The organism is bacterium, from assembly GCA_021372615.1.
GTDB lineage: Bacteria > Armatimonadota > Zipacnadia > Zipacnadales > UBA11051 > JAJFUB01.
In genome coordinates this window covers 1-20307 of the sequence record JAJFUB010000049.1, presented here as the reverse complement: position 1 = coordinate 20307, position 20307 = coordinate 1, and the positions used below count along the sequence as shown (strand labels likewise).

The window sequence follows — 20307 nt, the reverse complement described above, 5'->3', positions numbered from 1 at the left end:
GGTCGCGGTCGTTGACCGCTCCCACAGCCCGCGCCAACCGGCTGCAGCCCCCCCAACCCATCCCTGCCCTCCATCCTCTCCCGCTCAGCTGCGCTCGCCACCCACCGCCAGGACCAGGCGCTCTACTGCTGGCGCAGAGTGATATCCGCCACCACGAACCCGCGTGGGGGGATGCGGACGGCGAACTTGCTGCCGTCGGGGCGGATGCGGACGAGGGGGAACTCGCTGACAACGTCAATCCGCTCGATAGCGCGGCCCAGGTCAATCTCCGGCTTGCAGTACAGCCACTGCTTGCTCTTGACCGCCACGCGGAGGCGGCCGTCGGGAAGCTCCGCGAGCGCCAGGCAGACCTGGTCCACGGGGAAGCTCACGCCGGGCATGGCCATCTCCCACAGCTCGCGCGCGCAGCTCTGCAGGAACGTCGGGGCAGGCATCCGCTGCCTCATGTGGTCCCAGTAGCCGCGGGAGTCGATCAGCCCGGCGATGTCGGGCGGTAGCGGCGGGGCGGGGAAGGTCCGAACGACAAAGCCCGGGCGCACTTCGCGACGCTCGCCCTCGTGCGGGCTGGGCTGGCCCCCGATGGCCAGCACCGGGCCATCGTACGCCTCGAGCGCCCGCCATTCGCCCTCGGACAGCAGGTGGGCGTTGAGGAGCAGCAGTGGACCGGTCGCGGCGGCCAGGTCCTCGAGGCGCACCGTGGCGCCCACCGGAGCTCCCAGGTTCATCAGCTCAAAGAGCAGGCGATGCCCCAGCGGGCGCCGCGTCTGCGTGAAGTCAGTGACCTCACGCTGCATCAGTTCATCGGACCACACGAGCGTCGCCCCCACGACGCGCGCCGGCGGCTCACCGAAGGCGAACTCCCACCGTCGCCGCAGCCAGCTCCACTCCTCCGCCAGCAGGCCGTCGCCCAGGCAGACCAGGAAGCCATCGGCGGCGGGACGGAGAGCGCCGCAGGTGGCGGGTGCCGCGTCGTGTGCGGCGGGCCCCGCCACTCCGGCGCCGGGGCCCGCCGCACGCGACGCAGCACCCGGCGCCTGGGTGTGCCACACATTCGCCAGCGACCAGATCTCCTTCTCCAGCACCGCCGGGACGTGCCGCAGGGCGTCCCATTCCTCGACGATGTCGTGGACGTTGTGCAGGTAGATGAGGCGCAGGTCCGGGACGTAGGCCCGGATGAGCATGAGCATGGAGAGGAAGTCGAAGTGGCGGACAGCGTCGGCGGCGGAGGGCCGCGGGTCGAGGCTCAAGCCGGCGGCCGCGCTCTCGACGATCATCCCATCCACGCCCGTGGCGGCGATCTTGCGGTAGTCCACGCCGTAGCGGTAGAGCGCCTCGAAGGGCGCGCGCCCCCAGGCCGAGTTGATGACCGCCTGCTTGCCCGCGGCGTGCAGCGCGTCCATCACCTTGGTCCAGAAGCCCGCCCAGCGGTCAGCCCAGAAGCTGATCCACTCCTGGCGGGCATTCCGCCAGATCCAGTCGGCGCGCGGTGTGAGCTTCTCCGGGTCGTGCCCGCAGGGCTGCGTGACGACTTCGGGCAGCGAGAGTCCCGTCGCCTCGCCGAACTGCGCGATCATGTCGTCAGAGAAGTCCACCTCGAAGATCGGCCCGTTGAGCGGCCCCCAACCGTCCGCTCCCTGCCAGCCGTCGAAGCCGTAATACGCGAGCGTCTGCACGAGCTTGCGGGCCCAGATGTCCTCGAAGAAGGTCCCGTCGCTCAGCCGCGCCAGGGCGTTGAGCGCGTGGGCGACACCGAGCGACCTGAACACCATGAACAGCTCGGGGTGCTCGCCCAGCCACTCGGGGTGGTGCTGGTCGCCATACCAGCGCGTGAAGACCGTGAGGAAGACCTTCACGCCACGGGCCTGCAGGCTGGCGATCAGCGCCTGCAGTTGGTGGTTGGTCCACACCTGGCGCTGGCGGTGCCGCCCCAGCTCATGCCCGTCGCGCGAGCACGCGTCCGGGGGCAGGTCGAACTCGTCGTCGCGATCCTGGTGGGACAGCACGAAGTCCGGCGAGGCCAGCAGCAGGCAGATGACATCGGGCACGAAGCCCGCGTCGTCGAGGTACTGCTGCACGCCGTGGTCCGGTTGCGTGACATCGAAGCCGATGAGTTCGGTCCAGATCCAGCGTTCGTGGGTGCGCAATCTACTTGGCCTCCATGCCCACAACCTGGTGCTTGCCATCCTGCAACCGGGCGACGACCGCCCGGGCCTTCGTCTTCAGTTGCTCGCCCCAGGGGGTGGGCACCACCATTTCGCCAGCGTTCTGGTTGAAGCACAGGACGGTATCGCCCACTCGCAGAGCCGCGCGGGTGGCGTCAGACAGGTTCTGCACCGGCGGCGGGGTAGAGCCCTGGCCGCCAATCAGCAGCGGCACGAGGAACGTGGCCTTGCGCAGCGGCTCGGTGCGCAGTTCCAGCAGGTTGATGTCAGGCTCTTTGGGGGTGAGGTTGCGCGTCGGGTGGATGAACTGCGGGCGGTAGGTGCTGGCCTCGCCGACGAGATTGGCCGGCGTGAGCGGCAGCACGGTCAACTGCGCCTGGTTGCGGACGATGGTCCAGGCCGCGCCCGCCTGGGTGACCTGCCCAAAGTGGTGGAGCAGCCAGGAGAAGGCCTGCGGCTCTTTGGCGGCGAGGCGGTCGTAGACCACCACGAGGTCGCGGCCCGCCAGGACGATGATGCGGTCGAAGCGGGTCAGGCCCAGCTCCGGCGGGTAGGCCGAGGCCGCGTCCCCGGCGGCGACGGTGATATCACCCTCGGTCGCGAAGCCGGTGATGTGCGCCCGGCCGGGGTTGGGCCGGGGCCACATCTCACCATCGCCGTACTGGCCCTTGCCGCCCACCAGCACGGTGTTGTGATCGCGCGTCTGCTTGTCGTAGGTATAGCCCGGATCGGCAGCGAGTACCTCGCCTCGGCCGAAGAGCACGAAGTGGTTCTGTTCGGGGTGGTTGTGGCCGGTGCCGCTGAGGCCATAGCGCTGGCACAACTCCGCGTACATGTGGCCGCCCAGCGGCCGACTGACGAACGCGAGCGCGGTGGCCTCGGGGCCCCACGAAGTACGCGCGAAGACATCCTCGACATCGGCGTAGTGCCGTGCCAGGGCCAGGCTCGGGAGCGGGTCCCTGGGCTCCACCGTCTCATCCAGCCAGAGCAGGTTCTGCTTGGCCGACAGTGGCTCCTTGCCCAGGGCCTGAACCAGCCCCATCGTCGCCGAGTCGTGGAACCGCTTGGCCTGCCACAGGCCCAGTGCCGTCCAGGGCGTGCCCGTGGTGGGGCTGCTGTCTTCGAGCGCGGCGCTGAGGGCGAAGCCGGGATACAGGTGGCGGAAGCGGAACTCGAACTGTCCCCGGAGTCCCTGGTCCGCCGCGGTCATCTTCAGGCCCGTGCACCACTCGTACAGGTCCAGGTACAGGTACAGCGTGGGCATCGAGAAGTCCCAGTAGCTAAGGCCCTCGTGGAAGCCGCCGTCCGGGCCGAAGGTGACGGCGATGCGCTCGAAGCGATCCCACGCCCAGGCCAGCCAGTCGGCGGCCTCGGGCACCTCGCCATAGACGGCGGCCGCGCCCTCGGCCAGGGCCAGGTGCGCGAACCAGTAGTGGTTCTGCTGGTACTGGTAGCCTCCCCCCTGCTGCCCGCCCAGCGAGGCGGTGTAGATCTCGCGGCACTTGTCGGCGATGGTCTGCCGCACACGGTCACGCAGGTCGGGCGGGAGATCGTTGTAGAGCCAGTCGTAGCTGAACGCCAACCCTTCGAGGAAGTACTCGGCGTCCAGGTCCACGCCCACCGAGCCGTAGCGTGTGGCCTCGTCGAGCCAGGCACTCACGCCCTGCAGTTGCGCCGGATCGGGCTTGAGCAGGTAGCCGAGGGCGTAGTTGCCCAGCGTGCGGAAAGAGCCACCGTTGCGTGCCTTGTCCTTGTAGACAGGAGGCTTGCGGGTGAGCACGTCGGGCAACTGGTAGTAGCGCTGCACGCGCGGGTCATCGAGGCGCGCGCGCAGCCGGGAAAGGTCCTCGGCCGTGAACAGCAGGCGCGGGTGCTGGCCCGCCAGTTCGGGGCGCAAGGCCGGCTGTGCCGGCTTGATCTGCAGCCGCCCGAACTGCACATCGCACAGCACCGCGCCGGGCTCTTCGCGCAGCGTCACCTCGATCTCATGCTTCCCGGCCTGCCGGATCGGGATGCCGAGCGAGTTGCGCGCAACGTTCCCGACCGACAGCACCAGCGGCGTCGCCAGCCGCGCGCCGTCCACCGACACCCACAGCGAGTCCGAGCCGCGATTGGGCGCCGAGGAGAGGAACGAGAGGAGGTAGTCGCCGGTCGCGAGGTCGGCCTGCAGCTTGAGACTGAAGTCCTTCTGCGGCAGCCCCACCGTCTTGCCGTCGCGCTCCTCGAGGGTCAGGCCGGTGGCGTACTGCGCCATCTGGCGTCCCTCGGCTGCGACGACCATGTCCGGCGCGATGATCGGCCGGTCCATGAGGTTGTCGAGACCGACGCCGGAGAAGGTGCCGGTATACAGCAGTGCGGCCATGAGGAGTTGTTGCATGGTCGTCTCCCATCCCCTCCGGTTGGGCTGTTGGCGCCTATTCGCCCTCGGGCACGGCGAATCCCTCTCTTGGCACTTCCACGGTGCTCTCGGACGACGCCGCGCATCTCTGCCGCAGACATGCACGCCACTGCACATCCCCGGGGCCGATGTGGTATACTCAGGTACGCATAGAAGTCGGTAGGAGCACCAACGATGAGCGCATCATCCTACGCCCGCGTGCTGGACGAGGCGACGAAGCTCTCGCCGGAGGAGCAGCGGCTGCTGGTTGGGGTACTGACGGCGAAGCTGGAACAGGCCAAGGACAACGGCGCCGCGCGCCCGCGGTGGGAGGACTACGCGGGTAGCGCGCCGTACCCCCTCTGCAGTGAAGACGCCCAGGAGTGGGTCACTCGTACGCGCCGGGAGTCCGATGAGGTCCGGGTCGTCAGATGAGAGTTAGCGAAGCACTCAAGCCGTTCCAGTCCGTGTTTCTGGATACGGCTCCACTCATCTACTACCTCGAAGGCAACCCCATCTACGGCGAGCGGATGGCTCAGTTCATGGCCACGCGGGAGGCCTTGGGTATCGCACTGGTGACCTCGCCGGTCACGCTGGCGGAGTGCCTGGTGCATCCAATGCGTCTCGGCCTGCCGGATCTGGCGGAAGGCTACCTACGCCTGATCGTCGGGGGTGCCGCTACTCGGTTCCAGAGCCTCGGCAGAGCGGAGGGGCTGCAGGCGGCCCAGTTGAGGGCCCGACACGGCCTCAAGCTCGCCGATGCCCTCCAGGTCGCCGCTGCAATGTCTGCCGGTTGTGACGCGATCATCACGAACGACCTAACGCTCAAGCGCCTCGACGGCATCGCCGTGCTGCTCCTCGACGACCTCGAGCCGTGAGCCCTACCCTCTCCACACCTTCAGCGGGTGCCGCTTGTCCTGCAGCGGCAGCTCCTGCCAGCCGCCCCTCATCACCGACCAGTACACCGCCGAGATGATCTCAAGGGCCGCCCGGCCCTGCAGGCCGTCGCTGGTGTCGTAGCGCGGCCCGCCCTCGATCCACGCCAGCATCCCCCGCATCATGTGCCCTCGCGTCGAGGTGCCCGGATAGCCGTACGGGTTCTCCTCGGGCGTCAACTCCACTTGGCGCCAGTCGCCCTGGTTCTCATCGGTCATCGTGGCATGGGGGAAGTGGTACAGGTCGTGCTTCGTCGGCAGGAAGCGCAGACGGCCCTCGGTGCCGATGTACTCGGCGCTGAAGCGATTGACGTTCGGGTCCCACTCGACGATCGCCTCGTCGCCGGACTGGAAGTGCAGGATGACCGTGCCCTCCTTGCCCGCGACCCAGCCCGTCCCGCGCGGGCCCTCGGTGGTGATATCCTCGGGCGTCAGGTCGCGCCCGTCCACGGTGAGGTGGGCGAAGACCTTCGCCACATCGCCCAGAACCATCCGCAGCCCGTCGAAGATGTGGGTGCCGATGTTCATCAGGCCGTAGCCCACCTCGTAGCCCTTGTCGGCGGCATGGACGCGGCAGAGCTTGCCGATGGCGCCGTCGGCGAGCAGTTGCTGGAGCTTGAAGTAGCGCGGGTCGTTGCGCCGGTTGTGGCTGATGACCAGCGCGACGCCGCTGCGCTCGCAGGCCTCGATCATCGCATCGCATTCCTGCAGGTCCAGTCCCATGGGCTTCTCGCACAGGACGTGTACGCCGCGCTCTGCGGCCATGATCGTCGGCTCGGCATGCACGTTCGGCCACGTAGCGACCGAGACGATGTCCAGCGGCTCAGCCTCCAGCATCTCGCCATGCGAGGCATAGGCCTTCGCGTTTGGGAACTGCTCCTGCATGGCGGCGATGGGCTCGGGCAGCGGGTCCGCCACCGCCACGACCTCGCAGTTGTCCAGCTGCGTCCATTCCCGAGCGTGGGCCTTGCCCTGTCCGCCACAGCCGATGATGCCGATGCGGTATGCCATGTTGGTCTCCTCTGTGTCGCGTGGGGCCGCGTGTCCTCACGCGGCCAAGGGTGCGCGCAGTACAGTGTAGTGCGGGCTTCCAGCCCGCCCCGCGCGCGTGAGGACACGCGCGCCCACGCGGCTATGGTTGCGCGCCCACGCGCTACTGCGGCAGTGTATAGCTCACGATCCGCGGGCCACTGGCGAAGAAGATGTCGCGGCCGCGCAGGGCCACACCGGCGCTGATGCCCGCCGGGTACTCCGCCACCTGCTTGATCTGGTTCGTCGCCTCGTCTACCCGGAAGATGCCGGCATGGTAGAGGCCGTACAGCACGCCATCCGGGCCGGGGAAGACGCTGTTGTAGGTCACGCCGCCCAGCTGGTTGGGCGCTGTCGCGGTGACCTTGCGCTGCTTCGGGTCAAAGATGAACATGGTGTCGCCGCCTGCGAAGCCGTAGACGAGGCCATTCTTGCCGACCCCGAGAGCCTCGATGGCGCTCTTGCCCGGCACGGCCACAGTCTCGAACAGCTTCTCGCGCTTCTGCGGATCGTACAGGAAGACCTTCGCCTCCGTCTGGGTGGCGTGGCTGCCGCCGCCCCCGCCGACGGTCGTGCCCCCGACGATCAGCCCGTCCGGCAACACCGCCAGACAGATGACGCTCTGGTCCTGGACCAGGTGCATCGTCTGGCCCACTTTGCCGGTGGCCGGGTCGAGGACGCACAGCGGCCCGCCGAGCGCCCCGTAGCCGGAGACGGCGCCGATGTAGACCCGGTCGTTGGGACCGTTGACCAGTGCCATTGGCCGCCAGCCGGCGTTCTCGCCCTCATAGTGGATCTGCCAGGGGTTGCCCTCCCGCTTGGCGGCAGGCTTCCAGGGCTGCTTCGGGTCGTAGATCATGATCGGCGACGGGGCGCTGTACGCGCAGCCGATGAGCCGGTCCTTCCAGGCCAGGAAGGAGTAGAACTCCCCGCCGCCGGCTTCGGCGATCTCCTCCCACTTGTCGCTGTCGGGGTCAGCCCAGAAGAAGTGAATGGGCATGGCTGTGCTGCCATAGAGACGGCCGTCCGGGCCAAGGCCGAGGCGAAAGATGGCCTGCGGCTTCCCCTTGTAGCTGGTCGCCCGCTCGGCGATCTGCCCTGTCGCCGGGTCTCGGAGACCGATGGTTGCGCCGTGGTAGTACACGATCGTTCCGTCCGCCAGCGTCGGCGGCGCCGGCCTGGAGACCTCAGCCTCGGGCACCTCCACCGGCGGGTTGAAGCCATCCAGACGCAGCCACTTGCCCACGGCGGCGTAGATGCCGCCATTGGCTCCCCGGTAGACGCCGGCCCAACCTGGCTTGGCCAGATCGGGCGGGAGGATGCTGCGGTGCGTGCCGGTGGCGATCTCATAGGCCACCACGTCGCGCTGTGAGGAGCCGATGCCGATGTAGACGAACCCCTTGTCATCGGCCGCGATCTCACGAGCGTACATCTCGGTCTCGTTCATGCGCCCGAGGTCCTCACCCTTGCCCGTGGCCGGGTCGACGCGCACCAGCTTGGCCTGTGGGTACGTGCAGCCATAGAGCTTCTTGTCGGCGCCTACGGCAAGCTGCCAGATGTACTGCTCGGCCGGGCTGGGCTGGCCCATGTCCATGAGGCTGTGCGAAGGCCAGTCCAGCCGCCAGACCCGCGCGCGGGGGAGGCTCCCGGCATAGATCTGCCTGTCCGGCCCGAGGACCAGGGCCCATGCGCCGCACTCGCCGGCGAGCGGGCAGGTGAACACCTCGGTCCGACCGGTGGCGGGCTCGACCGCCACTATGTCGAACCTATCGCTGTAGACGTGGGAGCTGTAGACCCACTCTGTCTTGCCGTCCGGGCCGGGGCCGACCACCGTGTTCAGGCCGCCGCCGATGCCCGTGAAGGAGCCGTGGAGCTTGAAGCCCGGCGGCGGCTGAGCCTGTGCGGAGGCACAGACGACCAGGAGGCAGAGGATGAGTAGCAGGGCAGATTGTGTCATGGGGCCTCCTCCGGAGCTACTGAGGAAGTGTAGGGCCCGATGGCAGCGGCACAGGCGCTGACAGGCATGGTCACATCTCAGATGCTCTGCTCGCGCGTCTCGAGGGGAGAGGGCGCGAAGGCCTCGTGGCGCCGCGGGTCCAGTTCCATGCCGTCCGCCTGCAGGACGCCCCGCAGGGCCGCCATGTCCACCGCGCGCACGTCCGCATGGCCCGCCTCCAGCGCCAGGGCGGCGGCGGTGCCGGCGGCCTGGCCCATCGCGCAGCACGTCGGCGTCATGCGCAGGCTGCTCTGGACGACCTGGTCAGCGCTGACGCACTTGCCGGCCACCAGCAGGTTACCGAACCCGCGCACCGTCAGGCAACGCAGCGGGATCGCGTAGGGCTCCACGCGCTGCCGCCAGCCCGCGTTGCCCGGCCGCGTGAGGCTATGGAAGTCAATCTGGGAGGTGGCGACGGCCACGCCATCGGGGAAGTCGCGCGGCTGGGGGCCCAGGACGTCGTCCTCGGTGAGTGTGTACTCACCCCGGATGCGCCGCCCCTCGCGGATGCCGATGCGCGCCCCGGTCGCGCACAACGAATGATTGGGGTAGCGCGTGCGCTGCAGGGAGTGCAGCAGGCGGGCGACCTGTCGCCGCGCCTCACACTCGGCGTCCGTCAGGCTCAGCGGGTCGGTCGGATCGTGCCCCATGACCTTGGTCATGTTGCAGTAGACGCGACCATCGCCCAGCGGCGCGAGGGCCAACAGGCCGGGCAGGTCGGCTTCGCTGTCAATGGGGGAGAGGCCGGGCGGCAGGTACGGTGTGACGGGCCGCCCGGTGTCGTGGAGGGTGAAGGTCAGCGTCATGTGCAGCGTGCGGCCGGTCGCCGGGTCGCCCTGGTCGAACTCCGCCCCGGCCAGCGCCGCCAGGTCACCCTCGCCGGTGCAGTCAATGAAGACGCGCGCCTGCGCCGTCAGCGCCCGGCTGCAACTGACGAGCCCTGCACTCGTGACGCGGTCGCTTTCGGTCGTGGCCGAGACGAGGCTGGTATGCAGTAGCAGCCGCACGCCGGCCTCTTCGGCGAGTAGTTGCCAGATGATCTTGAGGTGTTCAGGGCTGAAGTGGCGGCTGTAGCGGGACCCGTAGCGCTCCAGTTCGGCCTGCACGCAGTCGAAGATGTCGCCGAGGCCGCCAAGCGAGGCGAACCACTCGGCGACCCCGCCGGTGGTGGAGGTCCCGCCGAGGGCGTTGGCCTCTTCCACCAGCAGCACAGAGTGCCCGCGCCGCGCCGCCGCAATGGCCGCAGCGCAACCAGCGGTGCCCCCGCCGGCGACGAGGAGGTCGATGGTCAGTGTCCGATCGGGTTGGTCGTTCATGGCCCCCATGCTTCGCCCCGGTGCATCGAACCCCTCGGGACGACGGCTTCCGCTACGGGCCCTTGCGTGCAGCCTCTTTGCCGCACATCGGGCACGGTGCCTGCCCTCGCCCCCCCGATGCTCGGATGCAGAACATGACAGCCTCCCTGCCCGCTCCGAAGCCATACCGTTCGACATGCGCATTCGCGACACAGGCCCAGCAGGTACAGCGGCCACACCGCGTACACGTGAAGGCTTCCTTCTCAATACTGACATTGTTGCCACATTTGGCGCACCGCACAAGACCGGCTGAGGCCGATACGCGTGGGGGCGCCTCCTCGCCAGCGGCAACCTGAGGTGGCTTCGGACGATCAACCCCACACACGCGACAAATGCCGTCTTGCCATGTGTGGATCGTGTGTCCGCAGGCTGTGCACCTGCATTGGACGAGTTGGTGTCCCGTTGGCGCCACCTTGTCACACCGTCGGCAGCCACAGCCGGCCCAGTCGTGCTCCTCATCACGCGTCTCGCCGCACAGCTCGCAGACACAGCCTTGCCAAGCATGCTCCTCATTTCGAGTGGCCTGACAAGTCGTGCACTTGCAGCCATCCCAGGTGTGGGCATCGCGAACGCTCAGCATGACACTGGGGAAGCGAGTCCTGAGTCTCGCGATAGGCAGGCACACCAGTCGCACGAGAAGGAAAGTCAGAATGCCGTTGCCTACCATCGCGGCGGCAACAATGAGGTACCAGGGCGCAGACAACGAGTACCAAGCGAACAAGCGCGCGGACACGATGTACGCTGGGAAGATCGCCACCGCCCACAAGGTGTAGGCCTCCAGCGGGTCCTGGCACCGTTTGAGGGCAGTCTCGATCTCAGCCGCATGGCCTCGGTAGTCGCTGCACACCAGTACCTGCTCCAGCAGGCGCAACACGGACCTCCGGATGTCTAGGCAGTTCCGAACGTCCATGGCAACCACTGCGACTTCGGCCCCGGCAAAGAGCACCGCTGGGACCGCAAGCCACCATGCGAGGTGCGTACGAAGCCCCGCCCCCAGGAAGATGGCGACTAGGACGACCACGAGTTCCACTGCTTTCCCTCCGGACTCAAGTGGCTCTACGCCTGCAGCTTCGCTGCGTCCATGATGTTCTTGAGCAGCATCGCCGTCGTCACCGTACCCACCCCGCCGGGGACCGGGGTGATCTGGCTGGCGATCTCGGCCGCCTCGTCGAACACCACGTCGCCCACGATCTTGCTCTTGCCGTCCTCGGTCTTCACGCGGTTGATGCCCACGTCAATGACGATGCCGCCGGGCTTGATATGCTCGCCCCTGATGAGGCCCGCCTTGCCGACCGCGACGATCAACACGTCCGCTGCCGTCGTGTGGGCCTTGAGGTCCTTCGTGCCGATGTGGCAGACCGTGACCGTGCAGAACTTGTCCAGCAGCAGCAGCGCGCTGGGCTTGCCGACGATCTCGGAATGACCGACCATCACGACCTCGGCCCCCTTGCCCATGGACTCCATCGGGTCGCAGAACAGCGGCACGCCGGAGGCCTCGACGAGGGCATAGACCGCCTGCGCCGTGCACGGGGCCAGCACGTGGCTGCCCTGCACGACCCCGCCGAGGTTCACCGGGTGGACGCCGTCCACGTCCTTCTGCGGGTCAATGCAGCGCTGCAGGGCCCTGCCGTCCACACCGGGGGGCACGGGCATGAGCAGGATGATGCCGGTCACCGACGGGTCGGCGTTCAGGTCGGCGATCTTCGCCTCAATCTCGCCCTGGCTGGCGTCGGGGGCAAGGGTCTGCAGGTCGAAGTCTATGCCGACTTCCTCGCAGGCCTTGCCCTGGCTCTTGGCGTAGAACTCGGCGCCCTTGTTGTCGGTGGCCAGGATTGCGGCCAGCTTGGGCGTCTGGCCCAGGGCGGCGATGGCCGCCTTCACGTCCTCCTTGATGCGGTCGGCGATGGGCGCCCCCTCAAGCAATGTGGCGGACATCACGAGCCTCCAAGCGATAGGGTTTGGCGAGGGGCGACAGACGGCGGCCTGTTCACCCGGAGATGGCCTCTGAGACCTGCTCCCACACAACTGCGGCAGTCTTCTCCGCCTCGCACAGGCGTTCCTGCCACGCGCCGCGGATGTCCTCGACATACTCCTCGTCCTTGATGCTGGCGAGGTTGACCTCCACGTTGAGCCATCCTGTCTTGAGGGCCGCCAGAGCGAAGGCCGCGGCCACTCCCACGTCGCTGAGCAAGTTCCTGTTGGCGTGCTCGGCCAGAGCGGGCAGCTCGGCGATGGCGTCGGCCACGCGGCCCACGACCTGCAGCGGCACGTGCGCGGCCTGCTTGAGCGCCGCCTGAATGGCCTCCCGGCGCGCGGCCTTCTCCTCTTCCGTGGCGCGGGGCATGGCATAGGCGGCTGCGACCGGGGCATAGGCCTCGGGGTCGGCGTCAGTGAGGTCGAGCAAGGTCTCGCGGAGCTGCTCCAGACGCGCCAGGGGGGCCTCGACGCGCTCCCAGGTGTCCTTCCCGCGGGTGAAGTTCGCGGCCATCTCTCCGAGGGCCACGGCGAGGGCCCCCACCAGGGCGGCCGCGCTACCGCCGCCCGGGGTCGGCTCGCCGGCCGCCAGTCGGGCGGCGTACTCTCGCACGGTCTGTGACGTCAACATGTCAGTCCTCCGCGGCGATGGCGCCGCACCGTGGCCTCGCGCAAGGCGAGGGCACAGTTCGCTTCCCCCGGGGCAACTCCTTGTCCGTATCTTGATGGACGATCTGCATCATTATCGTGCACTGCGGTACTCTTGAGCTTCCCCTTATGTGCAGGTGAACGCCGCGGTCTATCTATTGGCCCACTCGCGGGGCAGGGGGGGAGCGCTGAGGCGGGAACTCTGGGGGCGCATGGCATTGACCCGGCCAGACAAGTCGGTAGCGGCTTCACCAGGCTCACCCAACCACACAGCAGACGGTTCCCGGGGACAGTCGGGTCGCGTACTTGACCTCTGGGGGAAGCTGCGGCCGCATGCTCCCACCGGGTACCATCCCCTGGCCTACCACCTCATAGACGCGGCGGTCACCGCAGAAGCGTTGTGGAAACACGTTCTCCCCCCCGCCACCCGCGACCTCTACTGCTCGCTGGCGCAGGCTGAACCCGACGCGGTGCGCCGCTGGCTCGCCTTTCTGGCCGGTCTGCACGATCTGGGGAAAGCCACGCCCGGGTTCCAGGGACAGGAGGCGGCGCAGCGGCAGCGCCTGCGCGAACGGGGTTGGGTGCTCCCGCGCGGGGCGGCCCGTGCGCATGACGCCCTGGGCCTGATGATCCTGCACGGGATGCTGCGCGCCCAGGTCCCTGACCAGCTCGAAGGTACCGTGGCACTGGACCTGGCCACGGTCATCGCCGCCCATCACGGGGTGCCCGGGCCGCCACGCACCGCAATGGCCGCCGAGCGGCACCTGGGCAACGCAGCGTGGGAGGCGGCTCGCCTCGAGCTGTTCGGGGCTCTGCTCGGGCTGTCCGGGGTGTCCGGCCAGCCCATGCCCGACGGGCTGGCGCACCCGTCGCGCGCCCTACTTTCGCTACTGGGGGGATTGGTTCGAGTGGCCGATTGGTTGGCTTCGCAGACGTCTGAGCACGCGCCTCAGCCCCCGCGCACAGATGAGACCACGTACACGGAGTTGGCGCGGCAACGGGCTGTAGAGGCGGCCCGGAGCGCGGACTGGGGGAAGGTGCCGCCTCCTGTCGCTGACTTCGAGGAACTCTTCGGATTCCCCCCCAACGCGCTGCAGCGTCGCGTGGCGTCCCTGGCTGGTCCGGTGAAGGCACCGTCGCTGGTGCTGATCGAGGCCCCGACGGGGAGCGGCAAGACCGAAGCGGCGCTGCACCTGGCCCACCAGTGGCTCCGCCATGGGCACCAGGCCGGCGTCTACCTGGCGTTGCCCACTCAGGCCACCTCGGCCGCGATGCACGAGCGGCTGTGCGCCTATCCTGGGCTGCCCGACAGCCCGCTCTGTCACGCCGGCACGCTCGGCAGCCCCGCTGCCCGCCTGCTCGAGCGCACGGGCGTGGGCACCGTGGACCAGGCGCTGCTGGCGGTGCTGTCCGACCAGCAGGCGTGGGTGCGGTTGCTGGGGCTGGCGAACAAGATCGTCATCCTCGACGAAGTCCACGCCTACGATGCCTACACCTCGGGGTTGCTGGGGCGACTGCTGCAATGGCTGGCAGCGCTGAACTGCTCGGTCATCATGCTCTCGGCGACTCTGCCCGAGGCGCAACGGGCCGAGCTGCTGCAGGCGTACGGCGGGATGGCAGCGCCCACGCAGATCGCCTATCCCCGCGTCACCCTGGCGACCGGCACCTACGAGGAAGTCGCGCCCCTGCCTTCGACCAGCCAGCGGCGGGTGCACCTCCGGCATCTGGCGGGCCAGGACAACCTGCCCTGCGAACTGCTGTCGCAGCTCGACGGCGGCGGGTGCGCCGCGGTGGTCTGCAACACGGTTGGCGGCGCCCAGGCGATGTACTGCCGCCTGCGGTGCGCGATGCACGGGACCGACGTGGCTCTGAGCCTGGTGCATGGCCGCTATCCGCAGACGCTGCGCGAGGAGCGTGAACGCCACCTTCTCCGGTGCTTCGGCAAGGGGGCCGAGCGGCCTGGGAAGGCCATCGTCGTGGCCACGCAGGTGGTAGAGCAGAGCCTGGACCTTGACTTTGACCTGCTCGTGACGGAACTGGCCCCGGTAGATGCGCTGCTCCAGCGCCTGGGGCGGCTACAACGGCATGAGCGCCCGCGTCCCCCTGCTTTGCAGGGGCCGCAGGCCTGGTTCCTGGCACCGCCGCTGGACGGCGACGGTCTGCCGGACTTCGGCGCCAGTGCGGCCGTGTACGATGAGTACGTCCTGCTCCGCACGTGGCAGTTGCTCCAGGGCCGTAGCGGACTGATGCTGCCGGCAGATACCCAACCGCTGGTGGAAGCCTGCTACGCGCCGCCGGATGAAGCCGAGTTGGCGGGGCCCCTGGCTGCCCGGCTGGACGCGGCTGCTCACAGACTCCAGGCGCGCCTGCAGGCGCAGGTGTACGCCTCGCTCTGGCGTGCCGATGGCTCCCCTGCGGCCGGTGGCCTGGCCGTGGGGACAGCGGGCGCTCTTGCCACGCGCTGGGATGATCTGCCCGCCTTGCAGGTGGTGTGCTTGCAGCAGTGCGACGGTGAGTGCCGCATCGCCGGGACGTCGCTGTGCGTGCCCCTGGAGGGCCCCAACGGTGAGGCGCCGGCAGAGGGGGCCGTGGCCTCGCTGCTGCGCCACGCCATCACCATCCGCGGCCACGAGGCGCTGCACGGCGCTCTCCTGCGCGCCCGACCTGAGAGCTGGCGGCACCTGCCGGCCCTGCAGCGCCTGACGCCGCTGCTTCTCGATAGCGACCTGACGGCCCGCCTGGGGGATATGCGGGTCCGACTGGATGCGGAGCTGGGACTTGTGACCGCGTAGTGGTAGGCTGCGATGGGTAGTTGCTTCAACTTGCTTTGCGAGCCGTGGATTCCGGTGCTGCTGCTCTCCGGGGAGCAGGTGGAGATGGGGTTGGCGGAGGCCCTCGCGCGGGCGACTGATATCCGGGAGATCACCGACGAGTCGCCGCTGGTCACGGTGGCGCTACATCGCCTCCTGCTGGCGGTGCTGCATCGCGCCTACGGTCCGGCCGACGAGGCAGCGTGGGAGCGTCTGTGGCGTGCCCGGCGACTGGACGAGGCGCCCCTGCGGGCGTACCTCGACCGGGTGGCAGACCGTTTCGACCTGTTCGACCCCCGGCGTCCCTGCGCCCAGGTGTCTGGCCTGCCCGGGCGACTGGCCAGCCCGGTGGCCCGCCTGGCCCCGGAGCGGTCCACTGGCCACCAGGCAACCGTGTGGGATCACCACCGCGACGACGTCCCGGCGCCGGTGAGCCCGGCGCAGGCCGCGCGCTGGCTCTTTAGCCACCACCTGTTCTGCGTCAGCGGCTCCTGTGGCGACGGCCACTGTCTGCGGGGAGTAGTGGCTGGCCCCCTGGCGCACGCCGCTGTGTTCCTGGCCTGCGGAGAGAACCTCCTGCAGACGCTGCTGCTCAACCTGGTGCCATACGACCCGCACGAGCACCAACCGGTTCCGGCCACGACCGACGACATGCCGGCGTGGGAACGTGACGCCCCACCCGACGCCCAGGAGCCGCCGGGGGGCTATCTCGACCTCCTGACCTGGCAGCCCCGTTCCATCTGCCTCCGTCCCCGGCGTGACGGGCGCGTAGCCGAGGCCATCGTCATGCCCGGCCGCCAGTTCAGCGTCCGCCGCCTGGCGTGCGACCCGATGCTGGGCTACTTCGCCGATGAACGGCCAGGCGGAGTGTGGCACGCGCTGCGGTTGCGCCGCGGTGAGAACTGGTGGCGCTACCTCGTCCGGGCCACGAAGCCCTCGACGGCCCGCTGGCGTAGGCCCCTTGTCCTGGAGGTACTGGCCCGGCGGATAGCCCGCGGGGCCCTGCCCATGGGAGCGCGCACGCAGGTGGCCGTAATGGGCCTGGCCGGCGAGAAGGCCCGGGTGGATCTGTGGCGGCGCGAACGCTGCAGTCTGCCGGCCGCCTGTCTGCGCGATCAGGACATGCTGGCCGACCTGGACCTCGCGTTACGCGCGGCCGAGCGCACGCACGCCATTCTGGGCGAGCACCTGTGGCGACTGGCCCAGCCGGAGGACCTGGCCGTGGGGCGACCGTCCCAGTGGGGAGGACAGGCCGACTGCGGCTTCTGGAACGGCCTGCACGACGCCATAGACGCCCTTCCCGGACGCCTCTCCGGATCCGTGGACCAGCGAGGGGAGGCGCTGCGCTGGTGGGCGGCGTGCTGCTGCCGACAGGCTCTCCAACTGTGGTCGGTCAGCGCGGAGCGCTCAGCTCATAGCCGGGGCGCATGGCGGCGCCGGGCCCAGTTGCAGGACCGCCTGGCGCGCACGCTGCAGCACGAGCTTCTCGACCCCCTTGGGGGCGGGGCGCTTTGAGGCCGTCTGCGCGCGACCTCCGGTTCATTGCTTACCTCCAGCGCCTCGCCAGCAGCGGCCCGCGCGGGGCGTTGGCCGACTTGGCGGCTGAGCTGGGCAAGCGGCCGGGGACCAACCCGCGAAGTGTGCGCTGGCTGGCCCGCTGGACGGCTAATGTGAGCCAGGCCGAGCTGGCCCGGCACCATCTGGTAGCTGCGCTGTTTGCGGCCCACCCGGCCGGCGCACCAGAGGGCAACCTGGGACTCACCATGGCTCAGATTGCCCTGCGTCGCCGTCTGACCCCGAGTCTCGAACGACGCTTCGTGGCTCTGCTCGAAGCGGACGCCGAGGACGTGGGAGAGCACCTGCGCCACCTCGTCTATCTGGCGCGAGCCGCCGATGTGCCGCTGAACTGGGCGCAACTGCTGGCTGACCTCCGATGTTGGGATGATCCGCTGCGGCGGGTGCAGGCCAGGTGGGCGCGGAGCTTCTGGGCCGCCGAAGGCTGTCAACCTGAAGCGCACGACGCGGTGCCCCAACAGGGCCGTGCGCAGGCTGCAGCGGCCGACGGCAGCAACGGCGGGGAGATGCGCGATGTTGATGGAACTGCACTTGCTGCAGAGCTTTGCACCCTCGTGTCTGAACCGTGACGACACCAACTCTCCCAAGGACTGTCTCTTCGGGGGCGTACGGCGTGCCCGCATCTCCAGCCAGTGCCTCAAGCGTGCCATTCGCTGGCATCCGGACTTCCTGGGCATTGCCGGTGTCCGCAGCGTGCGCACCAAGCGCCTCGTCGAGCTGGTCTGCGCCGCTCTCGAGCGCCGGGGGCGTCCCCCCGAAGAGGCGCGACGGCTCGTGCCCGCTGTTTTGCAGGAGTTGGTCGGGCAACTGGGGCCCAGTGACCGCACGCGGGCGCTCATGTACGTAGGGGACGATGAGGTGCAGCGCCTCACGCAACTAGTGGATGACAACTGGGACGCGCTCGCGTCCGGCGGGGGCCCGGGCAGCGGCACTGCGGGGACCAGGCGCCGCGACCCTCTGCAGCAGCTTGCCCGGCAGCTCACGGCGCGCTTCGAGCCGGGGACCATGGCCCCGGACATTGCCCTGTTCGGGCGCATGATCGCCGAGAACGCCCACCTCAACGTGCAGGCCGCGTGCCAGGTGGCCCATGCCATCTCCACCCATCGGGCGGTCGTCGAGATGGACTTCTTCAGCGCTGTGGACGACCTCAAGCCTCGCGAGGGACCTGGAGCGGAGATGATCGGCACCATCGAGTTCAACAGCGCCTGCTTCTACCGCTATGCCGCGGTATCCATCGAGCAGTTGCTCACGAACCTGGCGGGAGACGCGGAGCTGGCTGCCGACACGCTCGCCGGCTTCCTCCACGCCGCCATCGCGGCCGTTCCTTCCGGCCGCCAGAACGGGATGGCGGCCGCCAACCCCCCCAGCTTCGTGATGATCGTGGCGCGCAGCCATGGCGCCGGCTGGTCGCTTGCGAACGCCTTTGAGCACCCCGTGTTCGTGTCGGCCAGCGACCGTCTGGGTTTGGTGGCCAAGAGCGTCATCGCGGCCGACACCTACTGGGGCAAGCTGGCCGACATGTACGGGGAGGACGGGATCGCCGCCCGACCGGCGTGTTGGCTTGAGGAATGCCCGGTGCAACACCTCAACGGCCAGCGCGTGCGGCATGTGCGCGATGCCGTGGATGTGGCTCTGGCGGCCAGTGGGCTCGCGGAGGAGTGACCGTGGCAGTCCTGCTCATCCGTCTCGTCGGGCCCATGCAGTCCTGGGGGTTGGTCAGCCGCTTCAGCCACCGCGACACGGCGCGCGAGCCCTCCAAGAGCGGCGTCATCGGCCTGCTGTGCGCAGCCCTGGGCGCCTCCCGTGACGATGACGCGTTGGTGGCGCGCCTGGCCGCCCTGCCGATGGGGGTGCGTGTGAACCACGAGGGTGTTCCGGGCGTGGACTTCCAGACCATCGGTGGCGGCACCGTCGGTGGCGGCCCGTATGGCGTCGCCCGGGCGCAAGGTGGCAGCGGCGGTACGCTCCTGTCGTGCCGGGACTATCTGGCCGATGCCGACTTCCTGGTCGGGCTGCATGGCGACGAGGTTGCGTTCCTGGCTCGCCTCGACGGGGCGCTACGCGACCCGTGCTGGCCGCTATGCCTGGGGCGTCGGAGCTACGTGCCCTCCGTACCGCCGGCGGCGGGAGTCGCCCCAGGCGCGCTGGAGGAGGTCCTGCGAGCAGCCCCCGCGATCGGCAGCAGGTCATACGGCGCCTCCAGCGCCCCTGGGCAGGTGCGTCTGGTGCTCGAAGCGCCCGACGGTGGGGGAGAGCCGCGCTATGACGTCCCGATCAGCTTCCACCCGCAGCGGCGGGCCTTCCGCGTGCGGTATGTCCGCACCAGTTGGGTGCCTCACCATGTGCCTACCCGGGCTGCTGTACCTGTCGCGGCTGGATCTGAACCTGCAGTCGGCAGCGGCCAGACAGGACCTGCTTGACCCGTACCAGATGCACCGCACGGTGCTGCAGGCCTTCGACGCCAGCCGTCGCACCGCCGGCGCGCTGTTCCGTCTGGAGGTCGCCGCGACCGATGCTGTCGTGCTGGTCCAATCGTGGCAGGAGCCGGACTGGTCGTGCCTGCCGGGCGACTATCTCGGGAGCGCGGACGGTGGCGCCCCCGACGTGGCGGTGAAGGTGTGGCGCCCCCGGTTCGCTCATGCCCAACTGCTACGCTTCCGACTGCGGGCGAACCCGACGTTCAAGCGTGGCCGGCGCCGCCTGGCCTGGCTGCACGAGAGGGAGCAGCTTGACTGGCTGCAGCGCCAGGGAGACCGGAGCGGGTTCATCGTCCTGCAGACACAGTCGGCCAGCGAGGGCTTCGTGCGCATGGCGCCGGCCGGGCGCCGCCGCCGTCCCCTGACATGCCATGCGGTGCTCTTTGACGGCCTCCTGACTGTCACCGATCCATCGCTCCTCAGTGAGGCTGTGGCCCGGGGCCTGGGGAGCTGCAAGGCCTTCGGCTTTGGACTGCTGTCGCTTGCCTCCGTGGGCAAGCCATCGTGATGTCCCCCGATCCCGCCCGAGCGTGAGGTTGGGTCCCGCCAGGGGGGTGAACCCAAGAAAACGCGACCTTCGATGATCGCGCCCTTGCCGTGTTCCCCCTGGCGGGGCCATGTACCAATGGTAGTTCTGTGCAGGACTACAGGCCTGGGCTCGCGAACACTGTCAACACTGGTGCCTGGGAGGCCGTGGTAGCCAGGGGCGGTGTGGTTACCTGCTGGCGGCCAGGGTCGCAGACGACACGGAGGTGGGACACGATGTACGGGTCTTTGCGGCGCGGTAGCTGGATGGTCATTGTGGTCCTTGGCTTGCTGTCCCTGGCATGGTTTGCCGGCTGCGGGGGAGGTGGGGGGCGCGGCGGCGGCGATACTCAGCCGGAGCCCACAGCCGAGGCTTCGCCGTACTCAGCCCATTTCCACGTGGATGTCACGACGGGGGCCGTAACGATCACGCCACCCGGCGCG

Annotated in this window: 16 protein-coding genes; 9 read left to right on the top strand and 7 right to left on the bottom strand. The window is 69.1% G+C overall.

All coding sequences use genetic code 11. The annotated features are described in order from the left end of the window. Positions 1-122: 122 nt before the first annotated feature. Together LLH23_07960 and LLH23_07955 are read right to left on the bottom strand one after the other, a co-directional pair. Positions 123-2144 carry a hypothetical protein gene (locus LLH23_07960; GenBank protein MCE5238414.1) on the bottom strand — a complete coding sequence of 674 codons (2022 nt, stop codon included), beginning with the start codon at positions 2142-2144 and terminating at the stop codon, positions 123-125. A 1-nt stretch (position 2145) separates the two neighbouring features. Then, positions 2146-4539: a DUF4962 domain-containing protein gene (locus LLH23_07955; GenBank protein MCE5238413.1), complete on the bottom strand. Its 2394-nt coding sequence runs from the start codon at positions 4537-4539 to the stop codon at positions 2146-2148. Between the two features lie 195 nt (positions 4540-4734). On the opposite strand from LLH23_07955, the gene LLH23_07950 reads away from it, so the two are divergent. Further along, positions 4735-4974: a hypothetical protein gene (locus LLH23_07950; protein ID MCE5238412.1), complete on the top strand. Its 240-nt coding sequence runs from the start codon at positions 4735-4737 to the stop codon at positions 4972-4974. Next, positions 4971-5417, top strand: coding sequence for a PIN domain-containing protein (locus LLH23_07945; protein MCE5238411.1), 447 nt, complete (start codon positions 4971-4973; stop codon positions 5415-5417). The genes LLH23_07950 and LLH23_07945 overlap by 4 nt, the downstream gene beginning before the upstream one ends. Before the next feature lie 3 nt (positions 5418-5420). On the opposite strand, the gene LLH23_07940 is transcribed toward LLH23_07945, so the two are convergent. The 5 genes from LLH23_07940 to LLH23_07920 form a co-directional block, all read right to left on the bottom strand. Continuing rightward, the gene (locus tag LLH23_07940; GenBank protein ID MCE5238410.1) at positions 5421-6485 is read right to left on the bottom strand and encodes a Gfo/Idh/MocA family oxidoreductase; all 1065 of its coding nucleotides are present in this window, start codon (positions 6483-6485) and stop codon (positions 5421-5423) included. Between the two features lie 142 nt (positions 6486-6627). Beyond that, positions 6628-8460, bottom strand: coding sequence for a hypothetical protein (locus LLH23_07935; protein MCE5238409.1), 1833 nt, complete (start codon positions 8458-8460; stop codon positions 6628-6630). A gap of 77 nt (positions 8461-8537) precedes the next feature. Then, positions 8538-9815: an FAD-dependent oxidoreductase gene (locus LLH23_07930; protein MCE5238408.1), complete on the bottom strand. Its 1278-nt coding sequence runs from the start codon at positions 9813-9815 to the stop codon at positions 8538-8540. 1095 nt (positions 9816-10910) lie between these two features. Continuing rightward, the gene (locus tag LLH23_07925; GenBank protein MCE5238407.1) at positions 10911-11789 is read right to left on the bottom strand and encodes a bifunctional 5,10-methylenetetrahydrofolate dehydrogenase/5,10-methenyltetrahydrofolate cyclohydrolase; all 879 of its coding nucleotides are present in this window, start codon (positions 11787-11789) and stop codon (positions 10911-10913) included. 52 nt (positions 11790-11841) lie between these two features. Further along, on the bottom strand, positions 11842-12459 hold the full coding sequence (locus LLH23_07920) for a cyclodeaminase/cyclohydrolase family protein (protein ID MCE5238406.1): 618 nt from the start codon (positions 12457-12459) through the stop codon (positions 11842-11844). A 229-nt stretch (positions 12460-12688) separates the two neighbouring features. Between LLH23_07920 and cas3 the strand changes: the two genes are divergently transcribed. The 7 genes from cas3 to LLH23_07885 all read left to right on the top strand — a co-directional run. Then, on the top strand, positions 12689-15268 hold the full coding sequence (gene cas3, locus LLH23_07915) for a CRISPR-associated helicase Cas3' (protein ID MCE5238405.1): 2580 nt from the start codon (positions 12689-12691) through the stop codon (positions 15266-15268). Positions 15269-15280: 12 nt separating this feature from the next. Beyond that, on the top strand, positions 15281-16801 hold the full coding sequence (gene casA / locus LLH23_07910) for a type I-E CRISPR-associated protein Cse1/CasA (GenBank protein MCE5238404.1): 1521 nt from the start codon (positions 15281-15283) through the stop codon (positions 16799-16801). After that, positions 16798-17430 carry a type I-E CRISPR-associated protein Cse2/CasB gene (gene casB / locus LLH23_07905; GenBank protein ID MCE5238403.1) on the top strand — a complete coding sequence of 211 codons (633 nt, stop codon included), beginning with the start codon at positions 16798-16800 and terminating at the stop codon, positions 17428-17430. The genes casA and casB overlap by 4 nt, the downstream gene beginning before the upstream one ends. Further along, positions 17375-18523 carry a type I-E CRISPR-associated protein Cas7/Cse4/CasC gene (gene cas7e / locus LLH23_07900; GenBank protein ID MCE5238402.1) on the top strand — a complete coding sequence of 383 codons (1149 nt, stop codon included), beginning with the start codon at positions 17375-17377 and terminating at the stop codon, positions 18521-18523. The genes casB and cas7e overlap by 56 nt, the downstream gene beginning before the upstream one ends. 2 nt (positions 18524-18525) lie before the next feature. Then, a complete protein-coding gene (gene cas5e / locus LLH23_07895; protein MCE5238401.1) occupies positions 18526-19281 on the top strand; it encodes a type I-E CRISPR-associated protein Cas5/CasD in 756 nt (251 codons plus the stop codon). After that, a complete protein-coding gene (gene cas6e / locus LLH23_07890; GenBank protein MCE5238400.1) occupies positions 19202-19846 on the top strand; it encodes a type I-E CRISPR-associated protein Cas6/Cse3/CasE in 645 nt (214 codons plus the stop codon). Before cas5e ends, cas6e begins: the two co-directional genes overlap by 80 nt. Positions 19847-20100: 254 nt before the next feature. Next, a partial coding sequence (locus tag LLH23_07885) for a hypothetical protein (protein MCE5238399.1) occupies positions 20101-20307 on the top strand: 207 nt, incomplete at its 3' end.

Excerpts from the sequence above, each read along its gene's own strand:
- cas6e (MCE5238400.1), top strand. The coding sequence starts at position 19,202 with ATGTGCCTACCCGGGCTGCTGTACCTGTCGCGGCTGGATCTGAACCTG.
- casA (MCE5238404.1), top strand. The coding sequence starts at position 15,281 with ATGGGTAGTTGCTTCAACTTGCTTTGCGAGCCGTGGATTCCGGTGCTG.
- LLH23_07955 (MCE5238413.1), bottom strand. The coding sequence starts at position 4,539 with ATGCAACAACTCCTCATGGCCGCACTGCTGTATACCGGCACCTTCTCC.
- LLH23_07925 (MCE5238407.1), bottom strand. The coding sequence starts at position 11,789 with ATGTCCGCCACATTGCTTGAGGGGGCGCCCATCGCCGACCGCATCAAG.
- LLH23_07935 (MCE5238409.1), bottom strand. The coding sequence starts at position 8,460 with ATGACACAATCTGCCCTGCTACTCATCCTCTGCCTCCTGGTCGTCTGT.
- cas3 (MCE5238405.1), top strand. The coding sequence starts at position 12,689 with ATGGCATTGACCCGGCCAGACAAGTCGGTAGCGGCTTCACCAGGCTCA.
- LLH23_07950 (MCE5238412.1), top strand. The coding sequence starts at position 4,735 with ATGAGCGCATCATCCTACGCCCGCGTGCTGGACGAGGCGACGAAGCTC.
- LLH23_07945 (MCE5238411.1), top strand. The coding sequence starts at position 4,971 with ATGAGAGTTAGCGAAGCACTCAAGCCGTTCCAGTCCGTGTTTCTGGAT.
- LLH23_07940 (MCE5238410.1), bottom strand. The coding sequence starts at position 6,485 with ATGGCATACCGCATCGGCATCATCGGCTGTGGCGGACAGGGCAAGGCC.
- LLH23_07930 (MCE5238408.1), bottom strand. The coding sequence starts at position 9,815 with ATGAACGACCAACCCGATCGGACACTGACCATCGACCTCCTCGTCGCC.
- cas7e (MCE5238402.1), top strand. The coding sequence starts at position 17,375 with ATGTTGATGGAACTGCACTTGCTGCAGAGCTTTGCACCCTCGTGTCTG.
- LLH23_07920 (MCE5238406.1), bottom strand. The coding sequence starts at position 12,459 with ATGTTGACGTCACAGACCGTGCGAGAGTACGCCGCCCGACTGGCGGCC.